At 71.1% G+C, this 24508-nt stretch carries 21 protein-coding genes and 1 pseudogene; 4 read left to right on the top strand and 18 right to left on the bottom strand.

The genetic code is table 11. The features are described 5' to 3' along the window. Window positions 1-345: 345 nt before the first annotated feature. Window positions 346-1713 carry an aminopeptidase P family protein gene (locus tag ABD858_RS24900; protein WP_345041448.1) on the top strand — a complete coding sequence of 456 codons (1368 nt, stop codon included), beginning with the start codon at window positions 346-348 and terminating at the stop codon, window positions 1711-1713. Here ABD858_RS24900 and ABD858_RS24895 read toward each other — a convergent pair whose 3' ends face one another. Together ABD858_RS24895 and ABD858_RS24890 are read right to left on the bottom strand one after the other, a co-directional pair. Beyond that, window positions 1714-2112, bottom strand: a complete 399-nt coding sequence (locus tag ABD858_RS24895; RefSeq protein ID WP_345041446.1) for a RidA family protein — start codon at window positions 2110-2112, stop codon at window positions 1714-1716. Then, window positions 2109-3221 carry an acyl-CoA dehydrogenase family protein gene (locus ABD858_RS24890; RefSeq protein WP_345041443.1) on the bottom strand — a complete coding sequence of 371 codons (1113 nt, stop codon included), beginning with the start codon at window positions 3219-3221 and terminating at the stop codon, window positions 2109-2111. Before ABD858_RS24890 ends, ABD858_RS24895 begins: the two co-directional genes overlap by 4 nt. A gap of 154 nt (window positions 3222-3375) precedes the next feature. Here ABD858_RS24890 and ABD858_RS24885 point away from each other — a divergent pair, with 154 nt between their 5' ends. The 3 genes from ABD858_RS24885 to ABD858_RS24875 are packed head-to-tail and all read left to right on the top strand — an operon-like array spanning window position 3376 to window position 6033. After that, window positions 3376-4995: an AMP-binding protein gene (locus ABD858_RS24885; protein ID WP_345041441.1), complete on the top strand. Its 1620-nt coding sequence runs from the start codon at window positions 3376-3378 to the stop codon at window positions 4993-4995. 4 nt (window positions 4996-4999) lie between these two features. Next, window positions 5000-5815 carry a PaaX family transcriptional regulator gene (locus ABD858_RS24880; protein WP_345041438.1) on the top strand — a complete coding sequence of 272 codons (816 nt, stop codon included), beginning with the start codon at window positions 5000-5002 and terminating at the stop codon, window positions 5813-5815. Window positions 5816-5826: 11 nt separating this feature from the next. Beyond that, complete coding sequence (locus ABD858_RS24875; protein ID WP_345041436.1) at window positions 5827-6033, top strand: hypothetical protein; 207 nt, start codon at window positions 5827-5829, stop codon at window positions 6031-6033. Here the strand turns inward: ABD858_RS24875 and ABD858_RS24870 are convergent. The 16 genes and pseudogenes from ABD858_RS24870 to ABD858_RS24795 form a co-directional block, all read right to left on the bottom strand. Then, complete coding sequence (locus ABD858_RS24870; protein WP_345041434.1) at window positions 6020-8359, bottom strand: bifunctional salicylyl-CoA 5-hydroxylase/oxidoreductase; 2340 nt, start codon at window positions 8357-8359, stop codon at window positions 6020-6022. The genes ABD858_RS24875 and ABD858_RS24870 overlap by 14 nt on opposite strands. 2 nt (window positions 8360-8361) lie before the next feature. Further along, window positions 8362-9189 (bottom strand): enoyl-CoA hydratase family protein, encoded by an 828-nt coding sequence (locus ABD858_RS24865; RefSeq protein ID WP_345041432.1) that lies wholly within the window; start codon window positions 9187-9189, stop codon window positions 8362-8364. A gap of 133 nt (window positions 9190-9322) precedes the next feature. Next, window positions 9323-10327 (bottom strand): ornithine carbamoyltransferase, encoded by a 1005-nt coding sequence (argF, locus tag ABD858_RS24860; protein WP_345041430.1) that lies wholly within the window; start codon window positions 10325-10327, stop codon window positions 9323-9325. 71 nt (window positions 10328-10398) lie between these two features. Continuing rightward, the gene (locus ABD858_RS24855) at window positions 10399-11631 is read right to left on the bottom strand and encodes an arginine deiminase (RefSeq protein WP_345041427.1); all 1233 of its coding nucleotides are present in this window, start codon (window positions 11629-11631) and stop codon (window positions 10399-10401) included. Between the two features lie 103 nt (window positions 11632-11734). Then, on the bottom strand, window positions 11735-12235 hold the full coding sequence (locus tag ABD858_RS24850; RefSeq protein ID WP_345041425.1) for a hypothetical protein: 501 nt from the start codon (window positions 12233-12235) through the stop codon (window positions 11735-11737). A gap of 143 nt (window positions 12236-12378) precedes the next feature. Further along, on the bottom strand, window positions 12379-15015 hold the full coding sequence (locus ABD858_RS24845) for a polynucleotide kinase-phosphatase (protein ID WP_345041422.1): 2637 nt from the start codon (window positions 15013-15015) through the stop codon (window positions 12379-12381). Further along, the gene (locus tag ABD858_RS24840; RefSeq protein ID WP_345041420.1) at window positions 15012-16472 is read right to left on the bottom strand and encodes a 3' terminal RNA ribose 2'-O-methyltransferase Hen1; all 1461 of its coding nucleotides are present in this window, start codon (window positions 16470-16472) and stop codon (window positions 15012-15014) included. The genes ABD858_RS24845 and ABD858_RS24840 overlap by 4 nt, the downstream gene beginning before the upstream one ends. A gap of 46 nt (window positions 16473-16518) precedes the next feature. Next, complete coding sequence (gene mmuM, locus ABD858_RS24835; protein WP_345041419.1) at window positions 16519-17454, bottom strand: homocysteine S-methyltransferase; 936 nt, start codon at window positions 17452-17454, stop codon at window positions 16519-16521. Window positions 17455-17508: 54 nt separating this feature from the next. After that, window positions 17509-18018, bottom strand: coding sequence for a DUF6099 family protein (locus ABD858_RS24830; RefSeq protein ID WP_345041418.1), 510 nt, complete (start codon window positions 18016-18018; stop codon window positions 17509-17511). A 127-nt stretch (window positions 18019-18145) separates the two neighbouring features. Beyond that, window positions 18146-18490 carry a nucleotide pyrophosphohydrolase gene (locus ABD858_RS24825; RefSeq protein ID WP_345044834.1) on the bottom strand — a complete coding sequence of 115 codons (345 nt, stop codon included), beginning with the start codon at window positions 18488-18490 and terminating at the stop codon, window positions 18146-18148. Window positions 18491-18501: 11 nt separating this feature from the next. Continuing rightward, window positions 18502-19627: pseudogene (locus tag ABD858_RS24820) on the bottom strand (AAA family ATPase). A gap of 171 nt (window positions 19628-19798) precedes the next feature. Then, window positions 19799-20206: a cell division protein SepF gene (locus tag ABD858_RS24815; RefSeq protein ID WP_345041416.1), complete on the bottom strand. Its 408-nt coding sequence runs from the start codon at window positions 20204-20206 to the stop codon at window positions 19799-19801. A 126-nt stretch (window positions 20207-20332) separates the two neighbouring features. Then, window positions 20333-20557 (bottom strand): hypothetical protein, encoded by a 225-nt coding sequence (locus ABD858_RS24810; protein WP_345041414.1) that lies wholly within the window; start codon window positions 20555-20557, stop codon window positions 20333-20335. 214 nt (window positions 20558-20771) lie between these two features. Continuing rightward, on the bottom strand, window positions 20772-22451 hold the full coding sequence (abc-f, locus tag ABD858_RS24805) for a ribosomal protection-like ABC-F family protein (RefSeq protein ID WP_425586246.1): 1680 nt from the start codon (window positions 22449-22451) through the stop codon (window positions 20772-20774). A gap of 365 nt (window positions 22452-22816) precedes the next feature. After that, window positions 22817-23560 (bottom strand): hypothetical protein, encoded by a 744-nt coding sequence (locus tag ABD858_RS24800; protein ID WP_345041409.1) that lies wholly within the window; start codon window positions 23558-23560, stop codon window positions 22817-22819. Between the two features lie 230 nt (window positions 23561-23790). Continuing rightward, the gene (locus tag ABD858_RS24795) at window positions 23791-24477 is read right to left on the bottom strand and encodes a 2OG-Fe(II) oxygenase (protein WP_345041407.1); all 687 of its coding nucleotides are present in this window, start codon (window positions 24475-24477) and stop codon (window positions 23791-23793) included. Between the last annotated feature and the right edge of the window lie 31 nt (window positions 24478-24508).

Raw genomic sequence — 24508 nt, 5'->3', positions numbered from 1 at the left:
GGATCTCGCGGGCAGTTGCACAGTGAACCATCGCAGGAGCAACCGGACATGTCGGCAGCACCGCCGGGGAGCGGTCGTGTCCGCACTGCGGATACATACCCGCACCGAGCCGGTTGCACCGGCTGTCGAAGCCGGCGGGCTGTTCGCGCGCGGGTGGCCGCACATCTCGCACAGCAGCGAGGGACGTTCGGCCCACAGGAACCCGAAGGGGCGTGACAGCGGCGCGAAAGGCACGGAACGTTTGAATGGCACAGAAATGACCGGCACCTCGCGACCACTGCCATGTGAACCGTCACATAGTAATGTGACATTGCATTACTCGTACTTCATCATCCGGGAGATCCCATGGCCGAAAGCCCCACCCGTAACACCGGCAGTCACGACCTCCCCGTCTCAGCCGAGTTGGCCGCGTTCATGACCGAGAGCTGGGCGGCGACACCGCTGCCCGCGGAGGCGCGCGTGCCGGGCCACTCCGTCACCCCGGCCCGCCGCGCCCGGCTCTCCGCCCGCTTCCCCGGCGAGCGGCTGATCATCCCGGCCGGCGAGCTGAAGGTCCGCTCCAACGACTGCGACTACCGCTTCCGCCCGCACAGCGCCTACGCCTGGCTGACCGGCCTCACCGGCGAGGACCAGCCCGGCCATGTGCTGGTCATGGAGCCGTCAGGACCGCACGGACACGAGGCGGTGCTGTATCTGCGCCCGCGCTCCCCCCGCACGGGCGGCGACGAGTTCTACCGCGACCGGCGCTACGGCGAGTTCTGGGTGGGCCGCCGCCCCGACCTCGCCGAGGCCGAGCGGCTGACCGGCATCCGCTGCGCCCACCTCGACGACCTGGACCGGCTGCCGCCGGGCCGCAACGCCTCCGACGACGCCGAGCTGGCCACCGCCCTCTCCGAACTCCGCCTGATCAAGGACGCCTGGGAGGTCGAGCAGCTCCAGCTCGCGGTCGACCACACCGTCGCGGGCTTCGAGGACGTCGTACGCGCCCTGCCGCGCGCCCTGGCCCACCCGCGCGGCGAGCGCTGGATCGAGGGCGTCTTCGGTCTGCGCGCCCGCGCGGAAGGCAACGGCACCGGCTACGAGACCATCGCCGCCTCCGGCGCCCACGCCTGCGTACTGCACTGGATCCGCAACGACGGCCGGCTGAACCCGGACGAACTGCTGCTGCTCGACGCGGGCGTGGAGACCGACACCCTCTACACCTCCGACATCACCCGCACGCTCCCCCTCTCCGGCCGCTTCTCCCCCGTGCAGCGCCAGGTGTACGAGCTGGTGCTCGCCGCGCAGGAAGCCGGCATCGCCGCGCTGCGTCCCGGCGCGAGCTTCCGCGACTTCCACCGCGCGGGCATGCGGGTCATCGCGGAGGGCCTCACCGAGTGGGGCGTACTGAAGAACGCCGACAGCGACCTCTACCGCCGCTACACCCTGTGCAGCAGCGGCCATATGCTCGGCCTCGACGTCCACGACTGCGCCAAGGCCCGCGCGGAGACGTACCTGGACGGCGTACTGGAGGAGGGCCAGGTCCTCACGGTGGAGCCAGGCCTCTACCTCCAGCCGGACGACGAGACCCTCCCCGCCGAGCTGCGCGGCATCGGTGTCCGGATCGAGGACGACCTCGTCATCACCGCGGACGGAGCCCGGCTGATGTCGGGTGCGCTGCCGCGTACGGTCGCCGGGATCGAGGAGTGGATGGGCGCGCTGCTGGAGGGCTGATCAGTCCAGTACCGCGAAGCCGTCGAGCTCCACCATCGCCTGCTCGTCCCAGAGCCGGGTCGCGCCGATCACGGCCATGGCCGGATAGTCGCGACCCGCCAGCCGTCGCCAGATGCGGCCGAGTTCGGCCACCTGGTCGCGGTAGGCGGCGACATCGGTGGTGTAGACGGTGACCCGGGCGAGATCGGCGGGGGTGCCACCGGCCGCGGCCAGCGCCGTGAGCAGATTGCCCAGCGCCCGCTCGAACTGTGCCGGGAGACTGTCACCGGTGACCCTGCCCTCCGCGTCGAGCGCGGTCTGCCCCGCCAGGAAGACGACCCGGGTCCCCTTCGCCACGACGGCGTGCGAGAAACCGCTGGGCGGGGACAGCTCGGCCGGATTCACGCGCTCTGCGCTCATGCGTACAACTCCTTCGCGATGATGGTGCGCTGGACTTCGGTGGCGCCTTCGTAGATGCGGGGCGCGCGGACCTCCCGGTAGAGGTGCTCCAGCAGATGGCCGCGCTCGAGGGCCCGGGCACCGTGCAGCTGCACGGCCGCGTCGACCACGTACTGCGCCGTCTCGGTGGCCAGCAGCTTGGCCATGGCCGAGCTCTTCGCCACCCCGGCCGCGCCGCTGTCGTACGCCGAGGCCGCCGCGTAGACCAGCAAGCGTGCGGCCTCGATACGGGTCGCCATCTCGGCCACCTGGTGGGCGACCGCCTGAAGTTCCTTCAGCGGTCCGCCGAACGCGGTGCGCCGCGCCGTGTACTCGACGGTCGCGTCCAGCGCGGCCTGGGCCATGCCCACCGCGAACGCCCCGACGCTGGGCCGGAAGAGGTTGAGCGTGCCCATGGCGACCCGGAAGCCGCGGTCGGGCTCGCCGAGGACGTCGTCCGCGGTGACCGGTACGGCGTCGAAGGCGAGGCTGCCGATCGGATGCGGGGAGAGCATGTCCAGCCGGGCGCCGCTCAGGCCGGGCCGGTCGGCGGGGACCAGGAAGGCGGTGACGCCGCGGGGCCCGGCACCCTGGGTGGTACGGGCGAAAACGGTGTAGAGGTCGGCGTCCGGCGCGTTGGAAATCCAGCACTTCTCACCGGTCAGCCGCCAGCCGCCGTCACCGTCGGACTCGGCGTTCAGCGCGAGGGCCGCGGCGTCGGAGCCGGCGCCGGGCTCACTGAGCGCGAAGGCGGCGACGGCGCGGCCGGCGGCGACCTCGGGCAGCCAGCGCTCGCGCTGGGTCGCGGTACCCGTCAGGGCGATCGGGTACGCGCCGAGTCCCTGCAGCGCGAGTGCCGTCTCGGCCTCCGTACAGGCGTAGGCGAGCGACTCACGCATCAGACAGAGTTCGAGCGCACCGGCGTCGAACAGCTTGCCGAGCAGGCCGAGTTCACCGAGCGCGGCGACGAGCGGCCGGTTGACGTACCCCGGTTCGCCTTTCTCGGCCAGTGGGCGCAGGCGTTCGGCGGCGGTGGTGCGCAACTCCTCGCACCAGGCGATTTGTGCCGGTTCTAGCGAGAATGCGGACATGCCGGTCCCCTCTGCTGTCACCGCTTTATCGCGGACTGTTGACTGTCGTCACCTACACGATACGCTCGTTTTGCGATCGCACGGCCGGATCCACCCTCCCCCAGCCACCGCTGGGAGGTACCCCACCGGACCGCTGCAAGGGGGCGAACCCGCCATGGAGCTCAAAGCCTCGGCCCACCTCGACACCTTCCCCCGCGACCACCTCCCGCCCGCCGAGCAGTGGCCGCAGCTCCTCGACGACCTGCCCGGACCGCGCTATCCGGACCGGCTGAACTGCGGGGCCGAACTCCTGGACGGCACCATCGAACGGCTCGGCACGGACCGCCCGGTGTTCCGCACCGGCGGCGGAGAGGTCTGGACATACGGCGAGCTGCGGGACCAGGCCGACCGGATCGCCCATGTCCTGGTCTCCGATCTCGGAGTAGTGCCCGGCAACCGGGTGCTGCTGCGCGGGCCCACCACTCCCTGGCTGGCCGCCTGCTGGCTGGCGGTGATGAAGGCGGGCGCGGTGGCGGTGACGGTGCTCGCCCAGCAGCGGGCCCAGGAGCTGGCCGTCATGTGCGACATCGCACGTATCACGCACGCCCTGTGCGACATCCGGTCGGTCGACGACCTCGCGAAGGCTGAAGTGCCCGGCCTGCGCATCACCACGTACGGCGGCGAGGCGCCCGACGATCTGCTGCACCTGGCCGAGGGCAAGCCGGAACGGTTCAGCGCCGTGGAGACCTCGGCCGACGACGTCGCGCTGATCGCGTTCACCTCGGGCACCACGGGACGCCCCAAGGGCTGCATGCACTTCCACCGCGATGTGCTCACCATCGCCGACACCTTCTCCCGCCATGTGCTGAAGCCCGCTCCCGACGACGTCTTCGCGGGCAGTCCGCCGCTCGGCTTCACCTTCGGCCTCGGCGGACTGGTGATCTTCCCGATGCGGGTGGGCGCCTCCGCGCTGCTGCTCGAACAGGCAGGCCCCAAGCAGCTGTTGCCGGCTCTCGCCGAACACCGCGTCTCGGTGCTCTTCACGGCCCCCACCGCCTATCGCGCCATGCTGGACGACCTCGCGACCCAGCCGTACGACGTGTCGGCCCTGCGCCGCTGCGTCTCGGCAGGCGAGAACCTTCCCGCAGCCACCTGGCAGGCCTGGTACGAGCGCACCGGGCTGCGGATCATCAACGGCATCGGCGCCACCGAGCTGCTGCACATCTTCATCTCGGCGGCGGACGAGGCGATCCGGCCGGGCACGACGGGCGTGCCGGTACCGGGGTGGCAGGCCCGCGTGGTGGACGGACGGGGTGTGCCGGTGCCGGACGGCGAACCGGGACTGCTCGCCGTGCGGGGTCCGGTCGGCTGCCGCTACCTCGCGGACGAGCGGCAGCGCGAGTATGTGCGCGACGGGTGGAACATCACGGGCGACACATACATCCGCGAGCCCGACGGCTACTTCCGCTACGTGGCCCGCGCCGACGACATGATCATCTCCGCCGGTTACAACATCGCCGGCCCCGAGGTCGAGGACGCCCTGCTGCGCCACCCCGATGTGGCCGAGGCCGCGGTCGTCGGCCACCCGGACGAGCGGCGCGGACAGATCACCGTGGCGTACGTCGTGCCGCGCGAGGGCGTGCCGCGCGACGAGGGCACTGTGACCGCGCTGCGCGACTTCGTCAAGTCCGAGCTGGCGCCTTACAAATGTCCGCGCGAGATCGTGTTCCTCGACGCGCTGCCCCGCACGCCGACCGGCAAGCTCCAGCGCTTCCGGCTCCGGGCTCTAGAGTGATCTCGTGGCCGAGCAGCACACCCCCCGTTCCCTGATCGTCACCTTGTACGGCGCGTACGGCCGCACACCGGACGACGCTCCCCTCGCGGTGTCCGCACTCATCCGCCTGCTGGGCGCGGTCGGCGTCGACGCGCCCTCGGTGCGTTCGTCGGTCTCCCGGCTGAAACGGCGCGCTCTGCTCGTCCCTGCGCGCACGGCGGACGGCGCGGCCGGATACCGCCTCTCGGCCGACGCCCGGCAGCTGCTCGACGACGGCGACCGGCGGATCTACCAGCACCCCACGCCGCGCCTCGAGGACGGCTGGGTGCTGGCGGTCTTCTCCGTGCCGGAGGCCGAGCGGCACAAGCGGCATCTGCTGCGCTCCCGGCTGGCACGGCTGGGCTTCGGCACCGCCGCACCGGGCGTGTGGATCGCGCCCGGTCAGCTGTACGAGGAAACCCGGCACACCCTGCAGCGGCTCCAGCTCGACCCGTACGTCGACCTCTTCGGCGGCCGGCACATGGGCTTCGCGGCGACCGCCGAAGCGGTGGCCCGCTGGTGGGACCTCACGGCGATCGCCAAGCAGCACGAGGAGTTCCTCGACGCGCACGAACCGGTGCTGCGCGGGTGGCAGTCCGGCCGGACCGTCACGCCCGAGGACGCCTACCACGACTACCTGCTCGCTCTCGACTCCTGGCGCCGACTGCCGTACGCGGACCCGGGCCTGCCGGGCGAGCTGCTGCCGGAGGGCTGGCCGGGGGCCCGCGCGGCGGAGGTCTTCGGCGAACTGCACACCCGGCTGCGGGACGCGGGCGCGGAGTTCGTGCAGGGGGCGGGGTAACGGAAATCCGGTTGGTTCACACCCCGGTGGTACTGCGGCGCGCGGCACAGCACCGGCACACCGACCCATCGGCCCGGGAGTGGGCCGAGGAGCAGGCCGCGCTGCTGGAACGTCTCGCCGCCGAGTACCGGCAGACGTACCACGGCGGGCCGCACCCCGGCCCGTGCCGATGCCACGAGTGCCTCACGCTCACCCCGGACACGCTCACCCCAGAGTGAGCCGCGGCTTGGGGGCGTCCGTCCTGCCGGTGGGCGGCTTGCGGCTGCCCGCGTGGTACGGGGCAGGCCAGGTGGCGCCGGGGCCGGTGTAGTTCTGGTCGGCGGCCGCGTGCAGGGTCCAGTGCGGGTCGTACAGATGCGGGCGGGCCAGGGCGCAGAGGTCCGTACGCCCCGCCAGCAGCAGGGAGTTGACGTCGTCCCAGGAGGAGATGGCGCCGACCGCGATGACGGGGACGCCCAGTTCGTTGCGGATCCGGTCGGCGTAGGGGGTCTGGTAGGAGCGGCCGTACTCGGGGCGCTCGTCCGGGACGACCTGGCCGGTGGAGACGTCGATGGCGTCGGCGCCGTGCGCGGTGAAGGCGCGGGCGATCTCGACGGCGTCCTCGGCGGTCGTACCGCCGTCGGCCCAGTCGGTGGCCGAGATACGGACCGTCATGGGCCGGTCGTCGGGCCAGACGGTACGGACGGTGTCGAAGACCTCGAGGGGGAAGCGGAGCCGCTTCTGGAGCGAGCCGCCGTAGGCGTCGGTGCGCAGGTTGGTGAGCGGGGAGAGGAAGCCGGAGAGCAGGTACCCGTGGGCGCAGTGGAGTTCGAGGAGGTCGAAGTCGCAGGCGGCGGCGCGCCGGGCCGCGGCGGCGAACTGCTCGCGGATGCCGGTGAGTCCGGCATGGTCGAGTTCGTGCGGGATCTGGTTGACGCCTTCGCGGTACGGCACCGGAGAGGCGGAGACGAGCGGCCAGTTGCCGTCCGGGAGGGGCTGGTCGATGCCTTCCCACATGAGCCGGGTGGAGCCCTTGCGGCCGGAGTGACCGAGCTGGACACCGATGGCGGTGCCGGGCGACTGCTGGTGCACAAAGCGGGTTATCCGCTGCCAGGCGGCGGCCTGTTCATCGGTGTAGAGGCCGGCGCAGCCGGGAGTGATACGGCCCGTCGCGCTGACGCACACCATCTCGGTCATCACCAGGCCCGCCCCGCCGAGGGCACGGGAGCCGAGATGGACGAGGTGGAAGTCGCCGGGGACACCGTCGACGGAGGAGTACATGTCCATGGGGGACACGACCACGCGATTGCGCACGGTGAGACCACGCAGCGTGAAGGGGGTGAACATGGGGGGCGTGTCCGGTGGGCACCCGTAGTCCTGTTCGACGTTCCCCGTGAAGCGGGCATCGCGCAGCCGCAGATTGTCATGGGTGACACGGCGGCTGCGGGTGAGCAGGTTGAACGCAAACTGGCGGGGCGGCTGGTCGAGGTAGAGCGCCAGGTCCTCGAACCAGCGCAGGCTGGCGGCCGCCGCGCGCTGGGTGGATTCGACGACGGGCCGGCGTTCCGCCTCGTACGCGGCGAGCGCCTCCGGCAGGCCGGGCTGCTCCTCCAGGCAGGCGGCGAGGGCCAGGGCGTCCTCGACGGCGAGTTTGGTACCGGAGCCGATGGAGAAGTGGGCCGTGTGGGCGGCGTCGCCGAGCAGGACGATGTTGCCGTGGCTCCAGTGTTCGTTGACGACGGTACGGAAGGCGGTCCAGGCCGAGTTGTTGGAGCGCAGGGGGCGTCCGTCGAGCGCGTCACTGAAGATCTTGGCGCAGCGGTCGACGGATTCCTGTTCGTCGAGGTCGTCGAAGCCGGCCGCCCGCCAGACCTCTTCCCGCATCTCGACGATGACGGTGGAGGAGCCGAATCGACTCTGCGGCCCGGAGGGCCTCATTGAGGGGTGGTGGTCGGGTGACGGGTGGGAGAAGGGGTACCCGTGCAGCTGCATGACGCCGTGCTCGGTCTCTGCGATCTCGAACCGGAAGGCCTGGAAGGCGAAGTCGGCGGCGAGCCAGATGTAGCGGCAGCGGTGGGTGGTGATGCTGGGCCCGAAGGCCTCGGCGTGCGCCTCGCGGGTGAGGCTGTGCACTCCGTCGGCGGCGATCACCAGATCGTGGGTACGGGCGAGTTCGGCGGCGGGCGGCGCCGGCGTCCGGAATCGCAGGGTGACGCCCAGGGAGCGGCAACGCTCGTGCAGGATCTCCAGCAGCCTGCGCCGCCCGAGGGCCGCGAAGCCGTGTCCGCCGGAGGTGAGGGTGCGCCCGCGGTGGACGATGTCGATGTCGTCCCAGCGCACGAACTCGTCCTGCAGCGCTCGGTACACCACGGGGTCGGCGTGCTCGATGCCGCCGAGGGTCTCGTCGGAGAGCACGACACCGAAGCCGAAGGTGTCGTCGGGGGCATTGCGTTCCCAGACGGTGATGTCGCGGTCCGGCCCGAGGCGTTTGAGTAGGGCGGCCGCGTACAGCCCGCCGGGCCCGCCGCCGATGACCGCGATCCGCAGGGTGGCCGGGGCGGTCATGGCTAGCGCCCCTTCCATTTGGGCGGCCGCTTCTCGGTGAAGGCAGCGTGGAATTCCGCGTAGTCGTCGCCGTTCATCAACAGCGCCTGGGTGTTGGCGTCCAGTTCGACGGAGGCGGCGAGCGGCATGTCGAGCTCGGCGGTGAGCAGCGCCTTGGTCTGTGCGTACGCGAGTGCCGGGCCCTGGGCGAGGTGGCGGGCCAGCTCGGCGGCGCGGCTGCCGGCCTGTCCTTCGTCGGTCAGTTCGCTGATGAGGCCGATCCGCTCGGCCTCGGCGGCGCGGACCGGTTCGCCGAGCATCAGCAGCCGGGTGGCATGGCCGAGGCCGACGACACGCGGCAGCAGATAGGCGGCGCCCATGTCCCCGCCGGAGAGGCCGACCTTGGTGAAGAGGAAGGCGAACCGGGCGGAGGGGTCGGCGATCCGGAAGTCCGCGGCGAGGGCGAGGACCGCTCCGGCCCCGGCGGCCACGCCGTGTACGGCGGCGATCACCGGGAAGGGGCATTCGCGGATGGCACGCACGACCTGTCCGGTCATCCGGTTGAAGTCGAGGAGCTGGGCGGTGTCCATGGCGAGGGTGGCGCCGATGATGTCGTCGACGTCGCCTCCCGAGCAGAAGCCCCGGCCCTCTCCGGCGAGCACCAGGGCACGTACGGCCCGCTCGCGGGAGAGTTCGGCGAGCAGGTCGCGCAGGTCGGCGTACGCGCCGAAAGTGAGCGCGTTGAGCTTCTCGGGGCGGGCGAGGGTGACGGTGGCGACACCGTCCGCCACGGTCACCTCGAGGTGGCGCCATTCCTCGGTGCGGGGAGCGGAGCTGAGAAAGGGGCTCATGGGGTGTGGCCTCCTTCGGCGGCGGGCTGCTGCCTGCCCTTCGAAGCTATCACCCCTTCGTGACTCTCGTCACGAGTGCGCAATACGCGCACGCTCGAATACGTGGCGCTCGGTTCCGCGCCACGCCGCCAGGTCAGGCATCCGCGAGGGTGGCGACCAGTACGGCCTTGATCGTGTGCATCCGGTTCTCCGCCTCGTCGAAGACGACCGAATGCTCCGACTCGAAGACCTCGTCGCCGACCTCCAGCTCGGTCAGCCCGTGCCGCTCGTGGATCTCGCGGCCGACCGCGGTGCCGAGGTCGTGGTAGGCAGGCAGGCAGTGCATGAACTTCACGCCGGGATTGCCGGTGGCGCGCAGCACGTCCATGGTCACGGCATACGGCCCGAGGGCCGCTATGCGCTCGTCCCAGACCTCCTTGGGCTCACCCATCGACACCCAGACGTCCGTGGCGACGAAGTCGGCGCCCCGGACGCCCTCGGCGACGTCCTCGGTGAGGGTGATCCGGGCGCCGCTCACCTCGGCGAGCCCGCGGGCCTCGGCGACGATCTCCTCGGCCGGCCAGTAGGAGCGGGGCGCGACGATCCGTACGTCCATGCCCAGCAGGGCGCCGGTGACAAGGTACGAGTTGCCCATGTTGAAGCGGGCGTCACCCAGATAGGCGAAGGCGATCTCCTCGAGGGGCTTGTCGCTGTGCTCGGTCATGGTGAGCACATCGGCGAGCATCTGGGTGGGGTGCCAGTCGTCCGTGAGTCCGTTGAAGACGGGTACACCCGCGAAGGCGGCCAGTTCCTCGACCGTGGCCTGACTGTCCCCGCGGTACTCGATGCCGTCGAACATCCGGCCGAGCACCCGCGCGGTGTCCTTCACCGACTCCTTGTGGCCCATCTGGGAGCCGGAGGGGTCGAGGTAGGTCGTCGAGGCCCCCTGGTCGGCGGCGGCGACCTCGAAGGCGCAGCGGGTGCGGGTGGAGGTCTTCTCGAAGATCAGCGCGATGTTCCTGCCCCGCAGCCGCTGCACCTCGACCCCCGCGCGCTTGGCCGACTTGAGCTCCGCGGCCAGACCGATCAGGCCGCGGAACTCCTCGGCCGAGAAGTCCAGCTCCTTGAGGAAATGGCGGCCTGCCAGTTGTGTCGCCATGGTGGCTGCTCCTGGGTCGCATGGGGTCGCGAATGCGGGGACCCTGAAACTATATACGAATCAATGCATTGCTATACAGCCTCACGTTCGACCGGGCAGCTCATGCAGCGCGGCCCGCCCCTGCCCCGCCCCAGCTCGCTGCCGGGAATCTCGATCACCTCGAGGCCCTGTTTGCGCAAATGTGTGTTCGTAGTGACATTACGCTCGTACGCGACGACCACGCCGGGCTCGACCGCGAGCACATTGCAGCCGTCGTCCCACTGCTCGCGCTCCGCGGAGTGCACGTCCTGCGTCGGGGTGAGCACCCGGATCGAATCCAGGCCCAGGGCAGCGGCAATGGCGCGGTGCATGTGCTCCGGCGGATGGTCGGTGACCTTGAGGTCCTGCTCGCCCGCCCCCGGTTCGATGGTGTACGAGCGGAGCATGCCGAGCCCCGCGTACTGGATGAAGGTGTCACCGTCGACCATGGTCATCACCGTGTCGAGATGCATGAACGCCCGCCGCTTGGGCATGTCCAGCGCCACGATCGTACGGGCCGACCCAGCCGCGAACAGCCCGCGGGCCAGCATCTCCACGGCCTGCGGAGTGGTGCGCTCGCTCATGCCGATCAGCACCGCGCCGCGGCCTATGACCAGTACATCACCGCCTTCGATGGTGGAGGGGTAGTCGCCCTGGCCCTCCGACCAGGTGTGGAAGCCGCGCGCCAGAGGGCCGGTGAACAGCGGGTGGTGCTTGTAGATCGCCTCGAAGTGCACGGTCTCGCGCTGCCTGGCCGGCCAGCGCATGGCGTTGATCGACACACCGTCGTAGATCCAGGCGGAGGTGTCGCGGGTGAAGAGGTGGTTGGGCAGTGGTCCGAGCAGGAAGTCGTCCAGGTCCATGACATGGAAGCGGACGGAGACGGGCTCGGGGTGCTTCTCCAGGTACTCCCGTTTGGTCATACCGCCGACGAGTGCCTCGACGAGGTCGGCCCCCGGCATCTCCTCGAACACGGACCGGAGATGCTCGGTGGCCAGCGGCCCGTACTCCTTCTCGTCGAAGACCCGGTCCAGTACCAGCGATCTGGCCTCGGGGAGCTCCAGCGTCTCTCTCAGGAGATCACCGAAGAGATGCACTTCGACACCGCGGTCGCGCAGTACGTCCGCGAATCCGTCGTGCTCGTGGCGGGCGCGGCGCACCCACAGCACATCGTCGAAGAGGAGGGTGTCCTTGTTGCTCGGGGTGAGCCGTTTCAGCTCCAGGTCGGGCCGGTGAAGGATCACGCGGCGCAGACGTCCGGTCTCGGAATCGACATGGAATCCCATGGAATAAACGTTCCCAGAGCCGGACCGTTCCAGTACCCGGAACGGCCCGACGGGATCATCCCGTCGGGCCGTCGCGGGCTCGTCCCGGAGTCGAGTACTCGTCTCAGAGGAGACCGAACCCGGCTCCCGGGGTCCCCTGGAGCATCGGGGTCAGCACCGAAACCTCGGGGAGGGCGGGCTCGGGCAGCCCGTACTTCCCGGTCGGCCCGGTCAGCGGCGCGTTGACGTCGGCGCCGGGACCGGCCGCCGTCATCTCCGCGTGGGGCGTGCCGAGGCGGGCCTCGCGGGGACCGCCGTCACCCAGGAGGTCCGGCAGCGGGGCCGCCACCAGCGTCCGGGGCAGCTCACTGGACACGGGCACCTGCGGAACCACTCCCTCCGGCAACAGCCGGCCCGCGCGGAAACGCGGCGCGCCGGGCGTCCCCGTGACCGGTACGGGCACGGTGGAGGACACCGTGGGCGCCTCCAGCGGCACCGCGTGCTCCAGCCCCTCGAGTGGAACGACGACGGGCACATGCGCCCCGGCCATGGCGGGCGGAGCCGCCACCGCCGCGGCCACACAGGACACGAGCGCCGCAAGGCCTCCGCGCGCGGTCATCTTCATGATGCGTTCCGTCCTTCCAGGATTCGCGGATACTCCGCCGTCCTGAAAGAACGAGCCCGCATGAGCCCGCACGCGAAAATCCGGCAACATTCCCCCGTACGCAGTAATCCTGCGGTAATCCGGGGTACCCGGGCCTGCCGTCGTCACAACCGGGGGTCGACCGGCTCCGACTCGAGTGCCAGGACGGCGAACACCGCCTCGTGGATCCGCCACAGCGGCTCGCCCTCCGCCAGCCGGTCCAGCGCCTCAAGACCCAGGGCGTACTCACGCAGAGCCAGTGAGCGCTTGTGGCCGAGGAAGCGTGAGCGCAGCCGGGCCAGGTTCTCCTGCCGCGTGTACTCGGGACCGTAGATGATCCGCAGGTACTCACGGCCGCGCACCTTGATTCCGGGCTGCACCAGCCTGCCCTTGCCGTCCCGTACGAGCGCCTGGAGCGGCTTGACGACCATGCCCTCGCCGCCCGCCGCGGTCAGCTCCAGCCACCAGTCGGTGCCGGCCCTGACCGAGGCCTCGTCACCGGTGTCGACGACCAGACGGCGGGTGGTCTGGATCAGGCCGGTGGGGTCGTGCTCGACCAGCCGGTCCAGCCAGGCCAACTGTTCGTCGTGCGGTACGGCGGCAAGGCTGCGGCCCTGTACAGCGAGGATCTGGAACGGTGCGAGCCGCACTCCCTCCAGGCCGTCCGTGGTCCAGCAGTAACGCCGGTACGCCTCTGTGAACGCGGCCGCGTCGGCGGCCCGTTCACGCTGCCGGTCCAGCATGCCCTCGACGTCGACACCGCGGGCCGCGGCCGCCTCGAGCGCCGCGAGGGCGGCTGGGAAGGCCGCGCCGGAGGCGGCGCCCACGGCGGCGTACTGCGTGCGCAGCAGCCCGGACGCCTTGAGCGACCAGGGCATCAGCTCGGCGTCGAGCAGCAGCCAGTCGGTGCGAAGCTCGTCCCACAGCCCAGCCGCGGCCACGGCGGCCCGCAGCCGGTCCAGGACCTGCTCGGTCATCGACGCACCCGCGGCGGAGCCGCTGATGGACTCTGTGAAGAAAGGACGGCCGGTGCGGGTATAGAGGGACCCGGAAGGACCGTCCACCCCGAAGCGTTCCCGTGCCGCGTCCGCGTCACGGCAGATCAGCGCCACCGCCCGCGAGCCCATGTGCTTCTCCTCGCACACGACCTTCTCGACGCCGTCCGCCCTGTACTGGGCGAACGCCTCCGCCGGGTGCTCCAGGAAGGGCTCATCAGCGGCTCCGCCGCGGGGCTCAATAGCGGCTCCGCCGCGGGGCTCGTCAGCGGCTCCGCCGCGGGCTTCGATCCCCGAGGTCGCGGTGGGCGACATCGTCGGCGGAAGATACGGGAGCAGCCGTGGGTCGACTGCGAAGCGGCTCATGACCTCGAGCGCCGCCGCCGCGTTCTCCTCGCGCACCGCGAGGTTGCCCATCTGCCGGGTCTCCACGATCCGGCGGCCGTGCACATCGGCGATGTCCAGTGGACGGCCCTCGTGCCCGCCGGGCGCCTCGGTGGCCAGCGGCCTCGTCGGCTCGTACCAGACCCGCTCCGCCGGTACGTCGACCAGCTCGCGCTCCGGCCAGCGCAGCGCGGTCATCTTTCCGCCGAAGACCGCGCCGGTGTCCAGGCAGATGGTGTTGTTGATCCAGGAAGTGCTGGGCACGGGCGTGTGGCCGTACACGACGGCGGCGCGGCCGCGGTAGTCCTCGGCCCAGGGGTAGCGCACGGGCAGGCCGAACTCGTCGGTCTCGCCGGTGGTGTCACCGTACAGCGCGTGCGAACGGACCCGGCCGGAGGTGCGGCCGTGGTACTTCTCGGGCAGACCGGCGTGACAGACCACCAGCCTGCCCTCGTCGAGGACATAGTGGCTGACGAGTCCGTCGATGAACTCCCGCACCTGCTCCCGGAAGCTCTCGTCCTCCCGCTCCAGCTGCTCGATGGTCTCGGCGAGGCCGTGGGTGTGCTGGACGTTCCTGCCCTTGAGCCAGCGGCCCAGCTTGTTCTCGTGGTTACCGGGCACGCACAGGGCGTTGCCGGAGGCGACCATGCCCATGACGCGGCGCAGCACACCGGGGCTGTCGGGCCCGCGGTCGACCAGGTCGCCGACGAAGACGGCCGTGCGGCCCTCGGGGTGCACGCCGTCGGCATAACCCAGCTCGGCGAGCAGGGTCTCCAGCTCGGAGCGGCAGCCGTGGATGTCACCGATGATGTCGAAGGGGCCCGTGAGGTGCCTGAGGTCGTTGAAGCGGCGCTCCAGGACCACTTCGGCGGAGTCGACCTCCTCGACACCGCGCAGGATGTGCACCTTGCGGAAGCCTTCGCGCTCCAGTCCGCGCAGCGAACGGCGCAGTTCGCGCCGGTGGCGCGCGATGACATGGCGGGGCATCCCGGCCCGGTCGGCGCGTACGGCGTTGCGCGCGGCGCAGACCTCCTCGGGCATGTCCAGGACGATGGCGATCGGCAGCACATCGTGCTGCCGGGCCAGCTGGATCAGCTGCCGACGGGCCTCGGGCTGGACATTGGTCGCGTCGATCACGGTGAGCCGGCCGGCCGCGAGCCGCTTGCCCGCGATGTAGTGCAGCACGTCGAACGCGTCGCCGGTCGCGCTCTGGTCGTTCTCGTCGTCGGCGACCAGACCGCGGCAGAAGTCCGAGGAGATCACCTCGGTGGGCTTGAAATGCGTCCTGGCGAACGTCGACTTGCCCGACCCGGTCGCACCGATCAGCACCACGAGGGACAGGTCGGTGACGGCGAGGGTGCGCTTGGCCGTTGCTGTGGTCATGCGGCCTTCTCCTCCTTCGTGGCCTTGGTGAAAACACCCATGTGGGTCGGCGGTCCCACCTCGGGGTCGTCCGGCCCGACCGGTACGAACTCGACGGTGTAACCGTGGCGTTCGGCGACCGAGGCCGCCCAGGCCCGGAACTCCTCCCGGGTCCATTCGAATCGGTGGTCGCCGTGCCGGACATGCCCGGCGGGGAGGGACTCCCAGCGGACGTTGTACTCGACGTTCGGCGTGGTCACGACCACGGTCTGCGGGCGGGCGGAGCCGAACACCGCGTACTCCAGGGCGGGCAGCCGGGGCAGGTCGAGGTGCTCGATGACCTCGCTCAACACGGCGGCGTCATAGCCCCTGAGCCTGATGTCGGTGTAGGCGAGCGACCCCTGGAACAGCGTGACCCTCTGCGACTGCCGCTCGCTCATCCGCTCCAGCCGCAGCCGGCGCGCCGCGATCGTCAGGGCCCGCATGGACACGTCCACGCCGACGATCTCGGTGAACCGGACGTCCTTGAGCAGCTCCTGGACCAGCTGCCCCTGGCCGCAGCCCAGATCGAGCACCCGGCCGGCGCCGGCCGCGCGCAGCGCGGTCAGGATCGCCTCACGCCGCTGCACGGCGAGCGGCACCGGCCGCTCTTCCGTGTCGGTCGCCTCGTCGACGGCGTTGTCGATCTCGTCGACATCTGCGTCGTCGGCCTCGGCGAGCCGGGCCAGTTCCAGGCGCTCCATCGCCTGCCGGGTCAGGCCCCAGCGGCGGGACAGATACCGGCTGGTGATCAGCTTCTGCTCGGGATGGTCCGCCAGCCAGCCCTCACCGGCGCGCAGCAGCTTGTCGACCTCGTCGGGCGCCACCCAGTAGTGCTTCGCGTCGTCGAGCACCGGCAGCAGCACATACAGCTGGCGCAGCGCGTCGGCGAGTCTCAACTCCCCTTCCAGTACGAGCCGTACATACCGCGAGTCGCCCCACTGCGGGAACTTCTCGTCCAGGGCCACCGGTTCGGCCTCCACCGACGCCCAGCCGAGCGGCCCGAAGAGTTTCCGCACCAGCTCGGCACCGCCCCGTGCGGGCAGGGCGGGCACCTCGATACGCAGCGGCAGCGGGGCCTCGGCGCGCTCGGGCAGCGCGTTGCACACTCCTCGCAGGGCACTCTTGAAGACCGTGCTCAGGGCGACAGCCATGAGTGAAGACGCCGCATAAGGCCGGTCGTTGACGTACTGGGCGAGCGCGGAATCGGGCGCGCCGCCGCGGCCCTTGCCCTTGCCGCGACGTACCAGCGCCACGGGATCCACCTCCAGCAGCAGAGCGGCCGTGCAGCGCTCGGCGGACGCCTCCGGATAGAAGACCCGGGCCGTACCGTGCGAGGTGGAGAACGCCTGCGCCTTGTCGGGGTGCTTGTGCAGCAGAAATCCGAGGTCGGTCGCCGGGCGCTCAGGAGTACCGGTCGTACTGATCGTCAGGAACACACATCCGAGTATTGTCCGCTCTTCCTCCTCCCACCATGGGTTTTCGTTACGGCTCTGCCCCTTTCGGCAGCCGCATCAGCCGGGCCAGTTCCGCGATCCGTTCCGGGCCCACTCGGCAGCAGCCGCCGATCAGCCGGGCCCCGGCCACCCGCCGGTCCGCCACCCTCGCCGGGTCGAAGGTGCCCCCGCCGCGCCAGTCCCGGGCCTCCGGGTCCCACTCCTCTCCGCTGTTCGGATAGACGACCACAGGCTTGCCGGTGACGGACGCCGCGAGCTCCACTGCGCGGCCGGCATCCTCGGGCGTGCAGCAGTTGACGCCCGCGGCGATCACCTGGTCGTGCCCGGCGACCAGGGCGAGCGCCGACTCCAGCGACTGCCCCGCCCGGGTCCGCCGCCCCATGATGCTGTACGACAGCCACACCGGCACCCCGCATCCCTCGACGGCCCGCAGCAGCGCCTCCGCCTCATCGGCGTCCGGCACCGTTTCCAGGGCGAGCACATCGGGCCCGGCCGCGGCCAGGGCCTCGATGCGCGGCCGGTGGAACCGCTCCAGCTCCCGCACCGACAGCCCGTACCGCCCCCGGTACTCACTGCCGTCCGCCAGCATCGCCCCGTACGGCCCGACCGAGGCCGCCACCCACACCTCGTGCTCCACCGTGTCGCCCGCGCGGCGGGCGAGTTCAACACTGCGGGCCAGCAGCCCCGCAGCCTCGTCCGCGGTGATGCCTCGCCGCGCAAAACCCTCGAACGTCGCCTGATAGCTGGAGGTGATCAGCACCTGGGCGCCTGCTCGCGCATAGGCCGAGTGCGCGGCCTGGATCCGGCCGGGGGCATCGGCGAGCAGCCGGGCCGACCAGAGCGCGTCGGACAGATCGCAGCCCTGCGCCTCCAGTTGGTTGGACAGTCCGCCGTCGAGGACGAGCGCTCCCCGGTCGAGCGCGGCGGCGAGCGTGTGGACCGGCCGCGTATGTCGAAGGTCCATACATCCATCGTGCACCGTCACCGGGCGTCTCCCGGCCGCCGGACCGGGAGCGGGCTAGGAAGTGTCCGGCGGACCCACCGGGGAGTCCTGGACCGCACTCCGCACTCCGCCATGGGCTCGGTCACGGTCCCTGACCGCAAGGCGGCGCAGCATGCCGCGCACATGGTCGCTCGACTCGTCGGCGGCGTCGATCGCTTCGATGCAGTGCCAGTACAGCGCCTCCTCGTCCGTGGCGCAGGCCACCCCGACCAGGGCGGTGCCGACCTCGCCCAGGAGAGCGCCGAGTTCGGTCAGCGCCCTTGCCGGCTCTGCCACTTCACTCAGCCGGGCGGCGCGTAAGGCACCCCCGGGAACGGACTGCGCCGGTGTGACGCACCCACGGTCGCCCACCTCGCCGAGGGCACGCGCCTCTCCTCGCAGTTCCGGAGGCCCGGTCAGGGCCAGACGGCTGCCGATGGCCTGGGCGAGGGCCTGGGCCTGCCAGGCCTCCGCCACGATGTCCCACGCAGCCGGGCTCCGTGCCAGGGCGCTCCTGGTGACCGCGATGAGCCGCACGGCGTCCATGCGCCACCCCCGTTCGTACGATGTCCCCTGCAATCGCAAATCCACTACCCAGCGTGAAGGCCGACCCTCCCGGGCGCCAGGGCAATGCCGAAATCTGTGGACACCAGGCACGTTGTGAACAAATCGATCACTCCGGAGAGTGACATTCACCGTCCTCCTCGGCCCCCGGCACCGGGAATCTCAGCTCGTTGCGGTCGATCTTCGCCGACAGTGCGGCCAGCGCGTCGACCCCGAGCACCTCGCAGAACTGCAGCAGATACGCCAGGACGTCCGCGACCTCGTCGGCCACCCGGTGCGCGCGCTCCGGGTCGTCCATGACCCGCGACGACTCCTCCGGTGTCAGCCACTGGAAGATCTCGACCAGTTCGGACGCCTCCACGCTCAGCGCCACCGCCAAGTTCTTCGGTGTGTGGTACGGCTGCCACCGCCGGGCCGCCGCGAACTCGGCCAGCCTGCGCTGCAGGGAACGCATATCAGGTTCGCTCACCGCACCAGGTCTACCACGGTCACTCCGGCCGTCCCCCGGGCGTACGAGGCGTCCGCGACCGCCCCCACCAGCCGGATGTGTCCCCGGGCGCACATCGCCGCGGCCAGGGACACCAGCTCGGCCGCCTGCCGCCGGTCGAGGCAGCGGTCGAGTCCGTCCGCGAGCACCGTGAGAGCCTGCCGCGCCGACGGCACCTCGGCGACCGGGTCCACGGCCAGCACCCCGGGCCCGGTCAGCAGCACCAGGGCCAGCGCGAGATATCTGAGCTCCCCCTCGCCCAGTCGCCCGAGGGGGGGTGCCTGCCGGCGTACTGGTACCGATGTCCCCAGGCTCGCCCCGGCCGAGTACCGCCCGTACCGTCCCGTCCGCCAGTTGCTCCACGGAGAGATCCCGCACGGGTCCCGCGCAGCCCGCCCGAGCCGCCTCGACCAGGACCGCGTGCCGTCTGGCGCACTCGTCGCGGGTACGCCGCAGCACCTCGGCGAGGTTGTCGCAGCCCCGCAGCAACCTGCCCTCCCCAACAGCCACCGGCCGCCGCATGCGCTGCGGCTGCGGGTCACACGCGAACACCGAGCGCAGCGCCACCACAGCCTGCTCCGCGGCGGCCAGCACCCGCAGTTGTCCCTCGGTCTTGCCCGCGACCCGCAGCGGCAGCAGCGCGGTGCCGAGCCGGTCGTCGGGGAGCGGGGCCCGGGTGACCCGTGCCGTGCCCGCGGTGTGCCATGCGGCTTCCACGGTGGGGCGGCCGGGGTCACGCAGGGCCGTGCTGAGCAGGGTCTGCCCGGCGCAGCTGAGCCGTTCGCCGACGACACGGAGCACGGGCTCGGCCTGGACGGCGAGGTCGAGCCGCACCGGGCCGACGGGCCCGTCAACGGTGCAGCCGATCCGGAACCCGCGCCTCCCCTGGGCGTCGGGCTCGGCCCGCTCCGGTACGCATCCGGCCGGGTCGGGGAAGACGGTGCCGAGTTCGGCGCCACCGCCGAGGCGGGCCAGTGCCTCGTAGGCCTGGAGCACGCTCGACTTTCCGCTGCCGCTCGCACCGGCGAAGAGGGTCAGCGGGCCGAGTGGAAAGACGGCTCCGCGATGCGATTTGAAGGCGGAGAGCCGAAGTTCGGTGACCATGGGGCGGTGGTTCTCCCCGCCGGCCCCAAGGCTGTTCTCCCGGCCGGTCTCGCGGCCGGTCCCACGGCGGTCGGTCTCGGGCGAGCGCGCGCTCACGTCCTCGCAGGTTGCGTCCATGAGCGGACCGTACGCAGCGACAAGCGCGCCGAACCGTTCCGCCCGACGACCTTCCTACGATTGGGTTACGGCCTCGGGCGCGGCCCCTTCGACCTCCGTACCGACCGGTGCCAGCAGGAACACATTCCGGTCCACCCTGTGCATTCCGCTGCCGAGCCCGAAGACGACGCCGCTACTGAAGTCCAGGATCCGCTTGGCCACTTCGGTTTCCGCGCCGGTCAGGTCGAGCAGTACCGGAATCCGCGCCATGAGGTACTCCGCGACCTCACGGGCGTCCGCGAAGACCTGCACCCGGAGCACCACCATGCGGCGCTGCTGCACGGCCTCGCGTTCCGGCGGCAGTGCGCGGTGGTCGATCCGCGAGGGCCACTCGTCCCGGCCCCGCAGCGGTACGACCTCGGCCAGGCCCTCCCATTGCTCATCGGTGACGTCGTACCGGTCGTGCCGGCCGTACCTGCTCAACGGATCCCCCCGTTCGGGCGCTTTCTCTGCATATCGCAATTCTCCCGCCCGTCACCCGTTCGGCAGACGAGCGACACGGCCGAGAACGCTCCCGGTCACGGATCGGTGCGCGCCGCGCCGCGACCGTCAGCCGTGTTCCACCGCCACGTCGATCACGTCCACCAACCGGCGCAGCTTCTCCTGCGCCCGTACGGCGTCCGGCCTCACCACCTGTACGACGGCCCGGGCCGCGTTCGCCGGGGCCGCGTCGTACGTGAGACCCAGTACGCGCTGACTGTTGAGCGTCACGGCGAGCCGTGCGAGCGCTCCGGGGCTGTGCCGCAGTGTGACGGTGAGCCGGGCGTGTTCCACGATGGTGCTCCTGTCCTGTGGGACCGGCCCTTGTGGGGCCGATGGGCCGGAAAACAGAAAGACCTCTCGCGGAGCGCGAGAGGTCTGCGTGCGGGCGGCGAGTCCCGGGAAGGTCACCCCGGGCGACTCGGCGCCGGCACGCTGCCGCCGATAATCAGCTGCTGTTGCATACCGTGCATGCTGGCACGACCAGGCCATGTCGTGGACAGACATCTCACAGTACGGACGGCACTCCGTCCCGGACCTCGATATGCGTGCCCCGGAACGCCCGCCGCAGGCGACGGTCGTGGGTCACCATGACCAGCGCACCCGGGTAATCCCTCAGCGCCTGCTCCAGCTCCTCGACCAGCAGCGGGGACAGATGGTTGCTCGGCTCGTCGAGGAGCAGCAGGTCCGTGGGACGGGTCACCAACCGCGCCAGGTCGATGCGCCGGCGCTGCCCCACCGACAGGGAGCCGACCGGCGTGCTCAGTTCGGATTCCCTGAACAACCCCAGCGAGAGCAGCTGTTCGGCGTGCTCGTCCGGATGCCCCGGCCGCCCGGCCGCGAACTCCGCGAGGACCGAGCGGCGCGGGTGTCCCGGCGTCTCGTCCTGTCTCAGGTAGCCGATACGGCTCGCCCGCAGCACCGTGCCGCGGTCGGTTTCGAGCTCACCGGCCAGCACCTGCAGCAGCGTGCTCTTCCCCGCGCCGTTGGGCCCCGTGACCAGCACTCGCTCACCGGGGGCAATCCGCAGGCCGTCCACCCGCAGCCGGTTCCCGACGACGACCCCGGACAGCTCGGTCAGCGGCCCGCAGGCCGGCCCCGCCTCCCCCTGCACGGTGGTGATGCCGGCGGAGAACCGCAGCGGCTCGGGCGGTGCGGGCACCGGCTCGGCACGCAGCCTGCGCAGGCGCTCGTTGGCGTTGCGGACCTTGTGGGACGTCGCCGTGGACGAGGAGCGGGCCCGGTGGTGGCCGTTGCCGCTGAACGCCCACGGTCCCCTGCGGGAGATGGACGCCAGCATCCTGCCGGCGTTCTCCGACAGGCGCTCCTGCCGGGCGACTTCGGCCAGGTAGTCCTCGTACTCGCGCTCCCAGCGCGCCCGGGCGGCGGCCTTGGCGTCGAGGAAGCCCCCGTAGCCGTCGCCGTAGCGCTTCACGGTCCGCCGGTCGGGGTCCACCTCCAGAATCGTCGAGGTCACCGCCTCCAGGAACGCCCGGTCGTGAGTGATCACGACGACGGTTCCGCGGTGGTCGCGCAGCCGCTTCTCCAGCCAGTCCAGGGCCTCGTCGTCGAGGTCGTTGGTCGGCTCGTCCAGCAGAAGCAGCTCCGGTGCGGCGGCCAGGGTCGCGGCCAGCACCAGCCGGGACCGTTCGCCGCCGGACAGCGTACTGACCAGCCGGTCCCGGTCGAGCCCGGGCAGGCCGAGGCCGTGCAGCGCGGCGTCCACCCGTGAGTCGGCCTCATAGCCGCCTCGCGCCTCGAACTCGGCCAGGAGATCGCCGTAAGCGGCCAGTTGCCCCTTGTCGGCGTTCCCGGACGCGTCACCGAGCGCGTCGCCGGCGGCGTGCAGCCGCGTTTCGAGCGCGCGCAGGCCGGCGAATGCCTGATCAAGGACGTCGCGCACGGTGTGCCCGGCGGGCAGATCCAGCCGCTGCGCCAGATAGCCGGTGCCGCCGGGCGCGGCAACGGTCAACTCACCGTTGTCGGGTTCCTCCAGCCCCGCGATGAGCCGTAACAGGGTGGACTTTCCCGAGCCGTTGTCGCCGATGACACCGGCCTTCTCACCGGGCTTGACGGTGAAGGACACGCGGTCCAGGACGACGTGCTCGCCGTAGCGCCTGGTGACCTCGTCCAGCGCGAGCTGTGCATGGGCGAGGGAAGGCGAGGGTGATGGGGTACGCATGAGCATGCTCCTGTTTCTCGGCGCTCATTGGCCGATCGAACTGTCGCGGGAAGCCGCGAGGACAGTCGTCCGATCTCGCTCGCACAGCGCGAGCGGCGAGATCACAGGAACATGTAGCCGATACCCATGGCCACGAAGTTAGTGGCAACAGGAGGCCGTGTCATGCCATTTATCGGCCGAGGGATGCCGTCTTGGCGCCCGCCGCACCGCACCGCGCATGTGCCGCGCGGACGGCTCCGCCCCGCGACACGATCACGCTCGGCACCGACCGAGCGGGCCCAAGGGGCGGAAACCGTGCCGCCGTCGACGCCGTCCGCACGCGAACGTCAGCCCGCAGACATCCGCCGGCAGCACCGCCACGGCATTGACCGTCACCGGTCCCCGTAGTCCTCCACCAGGGTGCCGATGAGCTCGAGCAGGGCGTCGGCCCGGTGCCGGTCCTCGTGCTGAGCACGCAGCGCCTCGTCGGCGGCCCGCAGCCGGGCCAGGGCGGCCGGCTCACCGTCCACCAGGTCGTCGATCACGGGTGTGGTGATCAGGTCCAGGCACTCGGTGAACAGCCGGCGGGTGGCGTTGGACGGCGGAGCCGGGTCGGGAGCGTCGAACCCGGTGGTCAGGTACCGGGCGGGGTCGGTCAGGCTCCAGCCGACGACTGTGCCGTGCTGGACGAGGAGCGCGACGTCAGGAGCGATCCCGACGCGGGCCTCCAGCGGCTCGTCCAGCACATCGAGATCACGCAGACCTGTCAGCACGGCATCCCCGGGAGCGCGGCACAGCACCGTGCACATCTCGTGCCGGAAGTCCTGGACTTGGTCCGCCCTCAGCCCGCACGGGCGTACCGCGGGCGTCAGGGGGAGGCGGGCGGAGTCCTCGGCGGAGGCGGCCTCCTCCGGCATCCGGAACTCGGCCCCGGCCAGCCGCCGGCCAGCCGGGTCGAACCTGAAGACGTCGGGAGCGTCCCACAGCCAGTCCTGGCTGCCGAACGTGTCCGCGAGGAATTTCTCCCGTTCCACCACGTCCGCGTACTCCGCCACGCGCACGGAGCCTCCCGTGAGGCGGGGCCTGACATGCAGCGGCTCGTCCGTCACGGTCGCGCACCAGACGCCATCGAACATCAGTTTCATCGTGATCGCTGCCTCATCGGATCTGCACTGCCGGGGCCATAAAGCCGCTCCTGGTCGGAATCCCGCCCTTCATACTGGACCCGCGTGGCTGCCGGCCATTCCGGCGCGACGGTCGGGCACCCGCGCGCACGGCGACAAGACCCGGCACCCGGCACCCGGCACCCGGCACCCGGCACCCGGCACCCGGCCGATCCTGCGACCCGAGCCCCACCGCACCCGGTTCAGCCGGTCACCGTCGGTCGGCGGAGGAAGAAGCCCGCGACCGAGGCCCGCAGCCGGTCTCCCGCGTGGGGCTCGACCTTCTTGATCATGTGGGGGACGCCGGACCGGATGACCACCAGGCGGTTGGGCAGCGGGGCGACGTACTGGCCGGGGCGTTCGGTCAGGTGGGCGTGGCGTCGCTCGGGATCCAGGTCGTCGGACGGGGCGGGGCTGACCAGGAGTTCCGCTCCCCAGGAGGGCTGCCACTCGGGGTGCGCGTAGAAGACGAACGACGCGGCCCGGTTCCCGGAGTCGTCGTGCCAGGCCAGTCCGCTGCCCTGGGGGTAGAGGAAGGGCCGGCTGGTGAAAGCGTGCCAGTTTTCGCCGAAACGGCCCGTCCAGGGCAGGAGTTCCGGCTTCGCCTCCTCGATCTGCTTCACCACGCAGTCGGTCGCGCCCCCCGTCGGGTGGTTCGCGTGGTCGGGGAAGCGTCCGGTGAAGTGCCCGTCCGGGTCGTTGATGGTGCCCGGGCCGCTGAGCGGGCTGCCGTCCAGCAGTCCGTACACCCTGTTCCAGGCACCGTCACGGCGGGCGTGGACGAAGTGGAACTCCTGGTCGCGCAGCCGGTGCCACAGCGAGGCCGCGGCGTCGGGGGCGAGGAAATCGTCGAAGACGGCGAAGTCGGGTGTGTGGTGGGTCAGTTGCACGATGCCCTCCGGTGGACACGGGTTCGGTGAA

The organism is Streptomyces sannanensis, from assembly GCF_039536205.1.
Lineage (GTDB): Bacteria > Actinomycetota > Actinomycetes > Streptomycetales > Streptomycetaceae > Streptomyces > Streptomyces sannanensis.
This window is presented reverse-complemented; position numbering and strand designations above follow the sequence as displayed.

Excerpts from the sequence above, each read along its gene's own strand:
- ABD858_RS24900 (WP_345041448.1), top strand. The coding sequence starts at position 346 with ATGGCCGAAAGCCCCACCCGTAACACCGGCAGTCACGACCTCCCCGTC.
- ABD858_RS24895 (WP_345041446.1), bottom strand. The coding sequence starts at position 2,112 with ATGAGCGCAGAGCGCGTGAATCCGGCCGAGCTGTCCCCGCCCAGCGGT.
- ABD858_RS24890 (WP_345041443.1), bottom strand. The coding sequence starts at position 3,221 with ATGTCCGCATTCTCGCTAGAACCGGCACAAATCGCCTGGTGCGAGGAG.
- ABD858_RS24885 (WP_345041441.1), top strand. The coding sequence starts at position 3,376 with ATGGAGCTCAAAGCCTCGGCCCACCTCGACACCTTCCCCCGCGACCAC.
- ABD858_RS24870 (WP_345041434.1), bottom strand. The coding sequence starts at position 8,359 with ATGACCGCCCCGGCCACCCTGCGGATCGCGGTCATCGGCGGCGGGCCC.
- ABD858_RS24865 (WP_345041432.1), bottom strand. The coding sequence starts at position 9,189 with ATGAGCCCCTTTCTCAGCTCCGCTCCCCGCACCGAGGAATGGCGCCAC.
- argF (WP_345041430.1), bottom strand. The coding sequence starts at position 10,327 with ATGGCGACACAACTGGCAGGCCGCCATTTCCTCAAGGAGCTGGACTTC.
- ABD858_RS24855 (WP_345041427.1), bottom strand. The coding sequence starts at position 11,631 with ATGGGATTCCATGTCGATTCCGAGACCGGACGTCTGCGCCGCGTGATC.
- ABD858_RS24850 (WP_345041425.1), bottom strand. The coding sequence starts at position 12,235 with ATGAAGATGACCGCGCGCGGAGGCCTTGCGGCGCTCGTGTCCTGTGTG.
- ABD858_RS24845 (WP_345041422.1), bottom strand. The coding sequence starts at position 15,015 with ATGACCACAGCAACGGCCAAGCGCACCCTCGCCGTCACCGACCTGTCC.
- mmuM (WP_345041419.1), bottom strand. The coding sequence starts at position 17,454 with ATGGACCTTCGACATACGCGGCCGGTCCACACGCTCGCCGCCGCGCTC.
- ABD858_RS24830 (WP_345041418.1), bottom strand. The coding sequence starts at position 18,018 with ATGGACGCCGTGCGGCTCATCGCGGTCACCAGGAGCGCCCTGGCACGG.
- ABD858_RS24825 (WP_345044834.1), bottom strand. The coding sequence starts at position 18,490 with ATGCGTTCCCTGCAGCGCAGGCTGGCCGAGTTCGCGGCGGCCCGGCGG.
- abc-f (WP_425586246.1), bottom strand. The coding sequence starts at position 22,451 with ATGCTCATGCGTACCCCATCACCCTCGCCTTCCCTCGCCCATGCACAG.
- ABD858_RS24800 (WP_345041409.1), bottom strand. The coding sequence starts at position 23,560 with ATGTTCGATGGCGTCTGGTGCGCGACCGTGACGGACGAGCCGCTGCAT.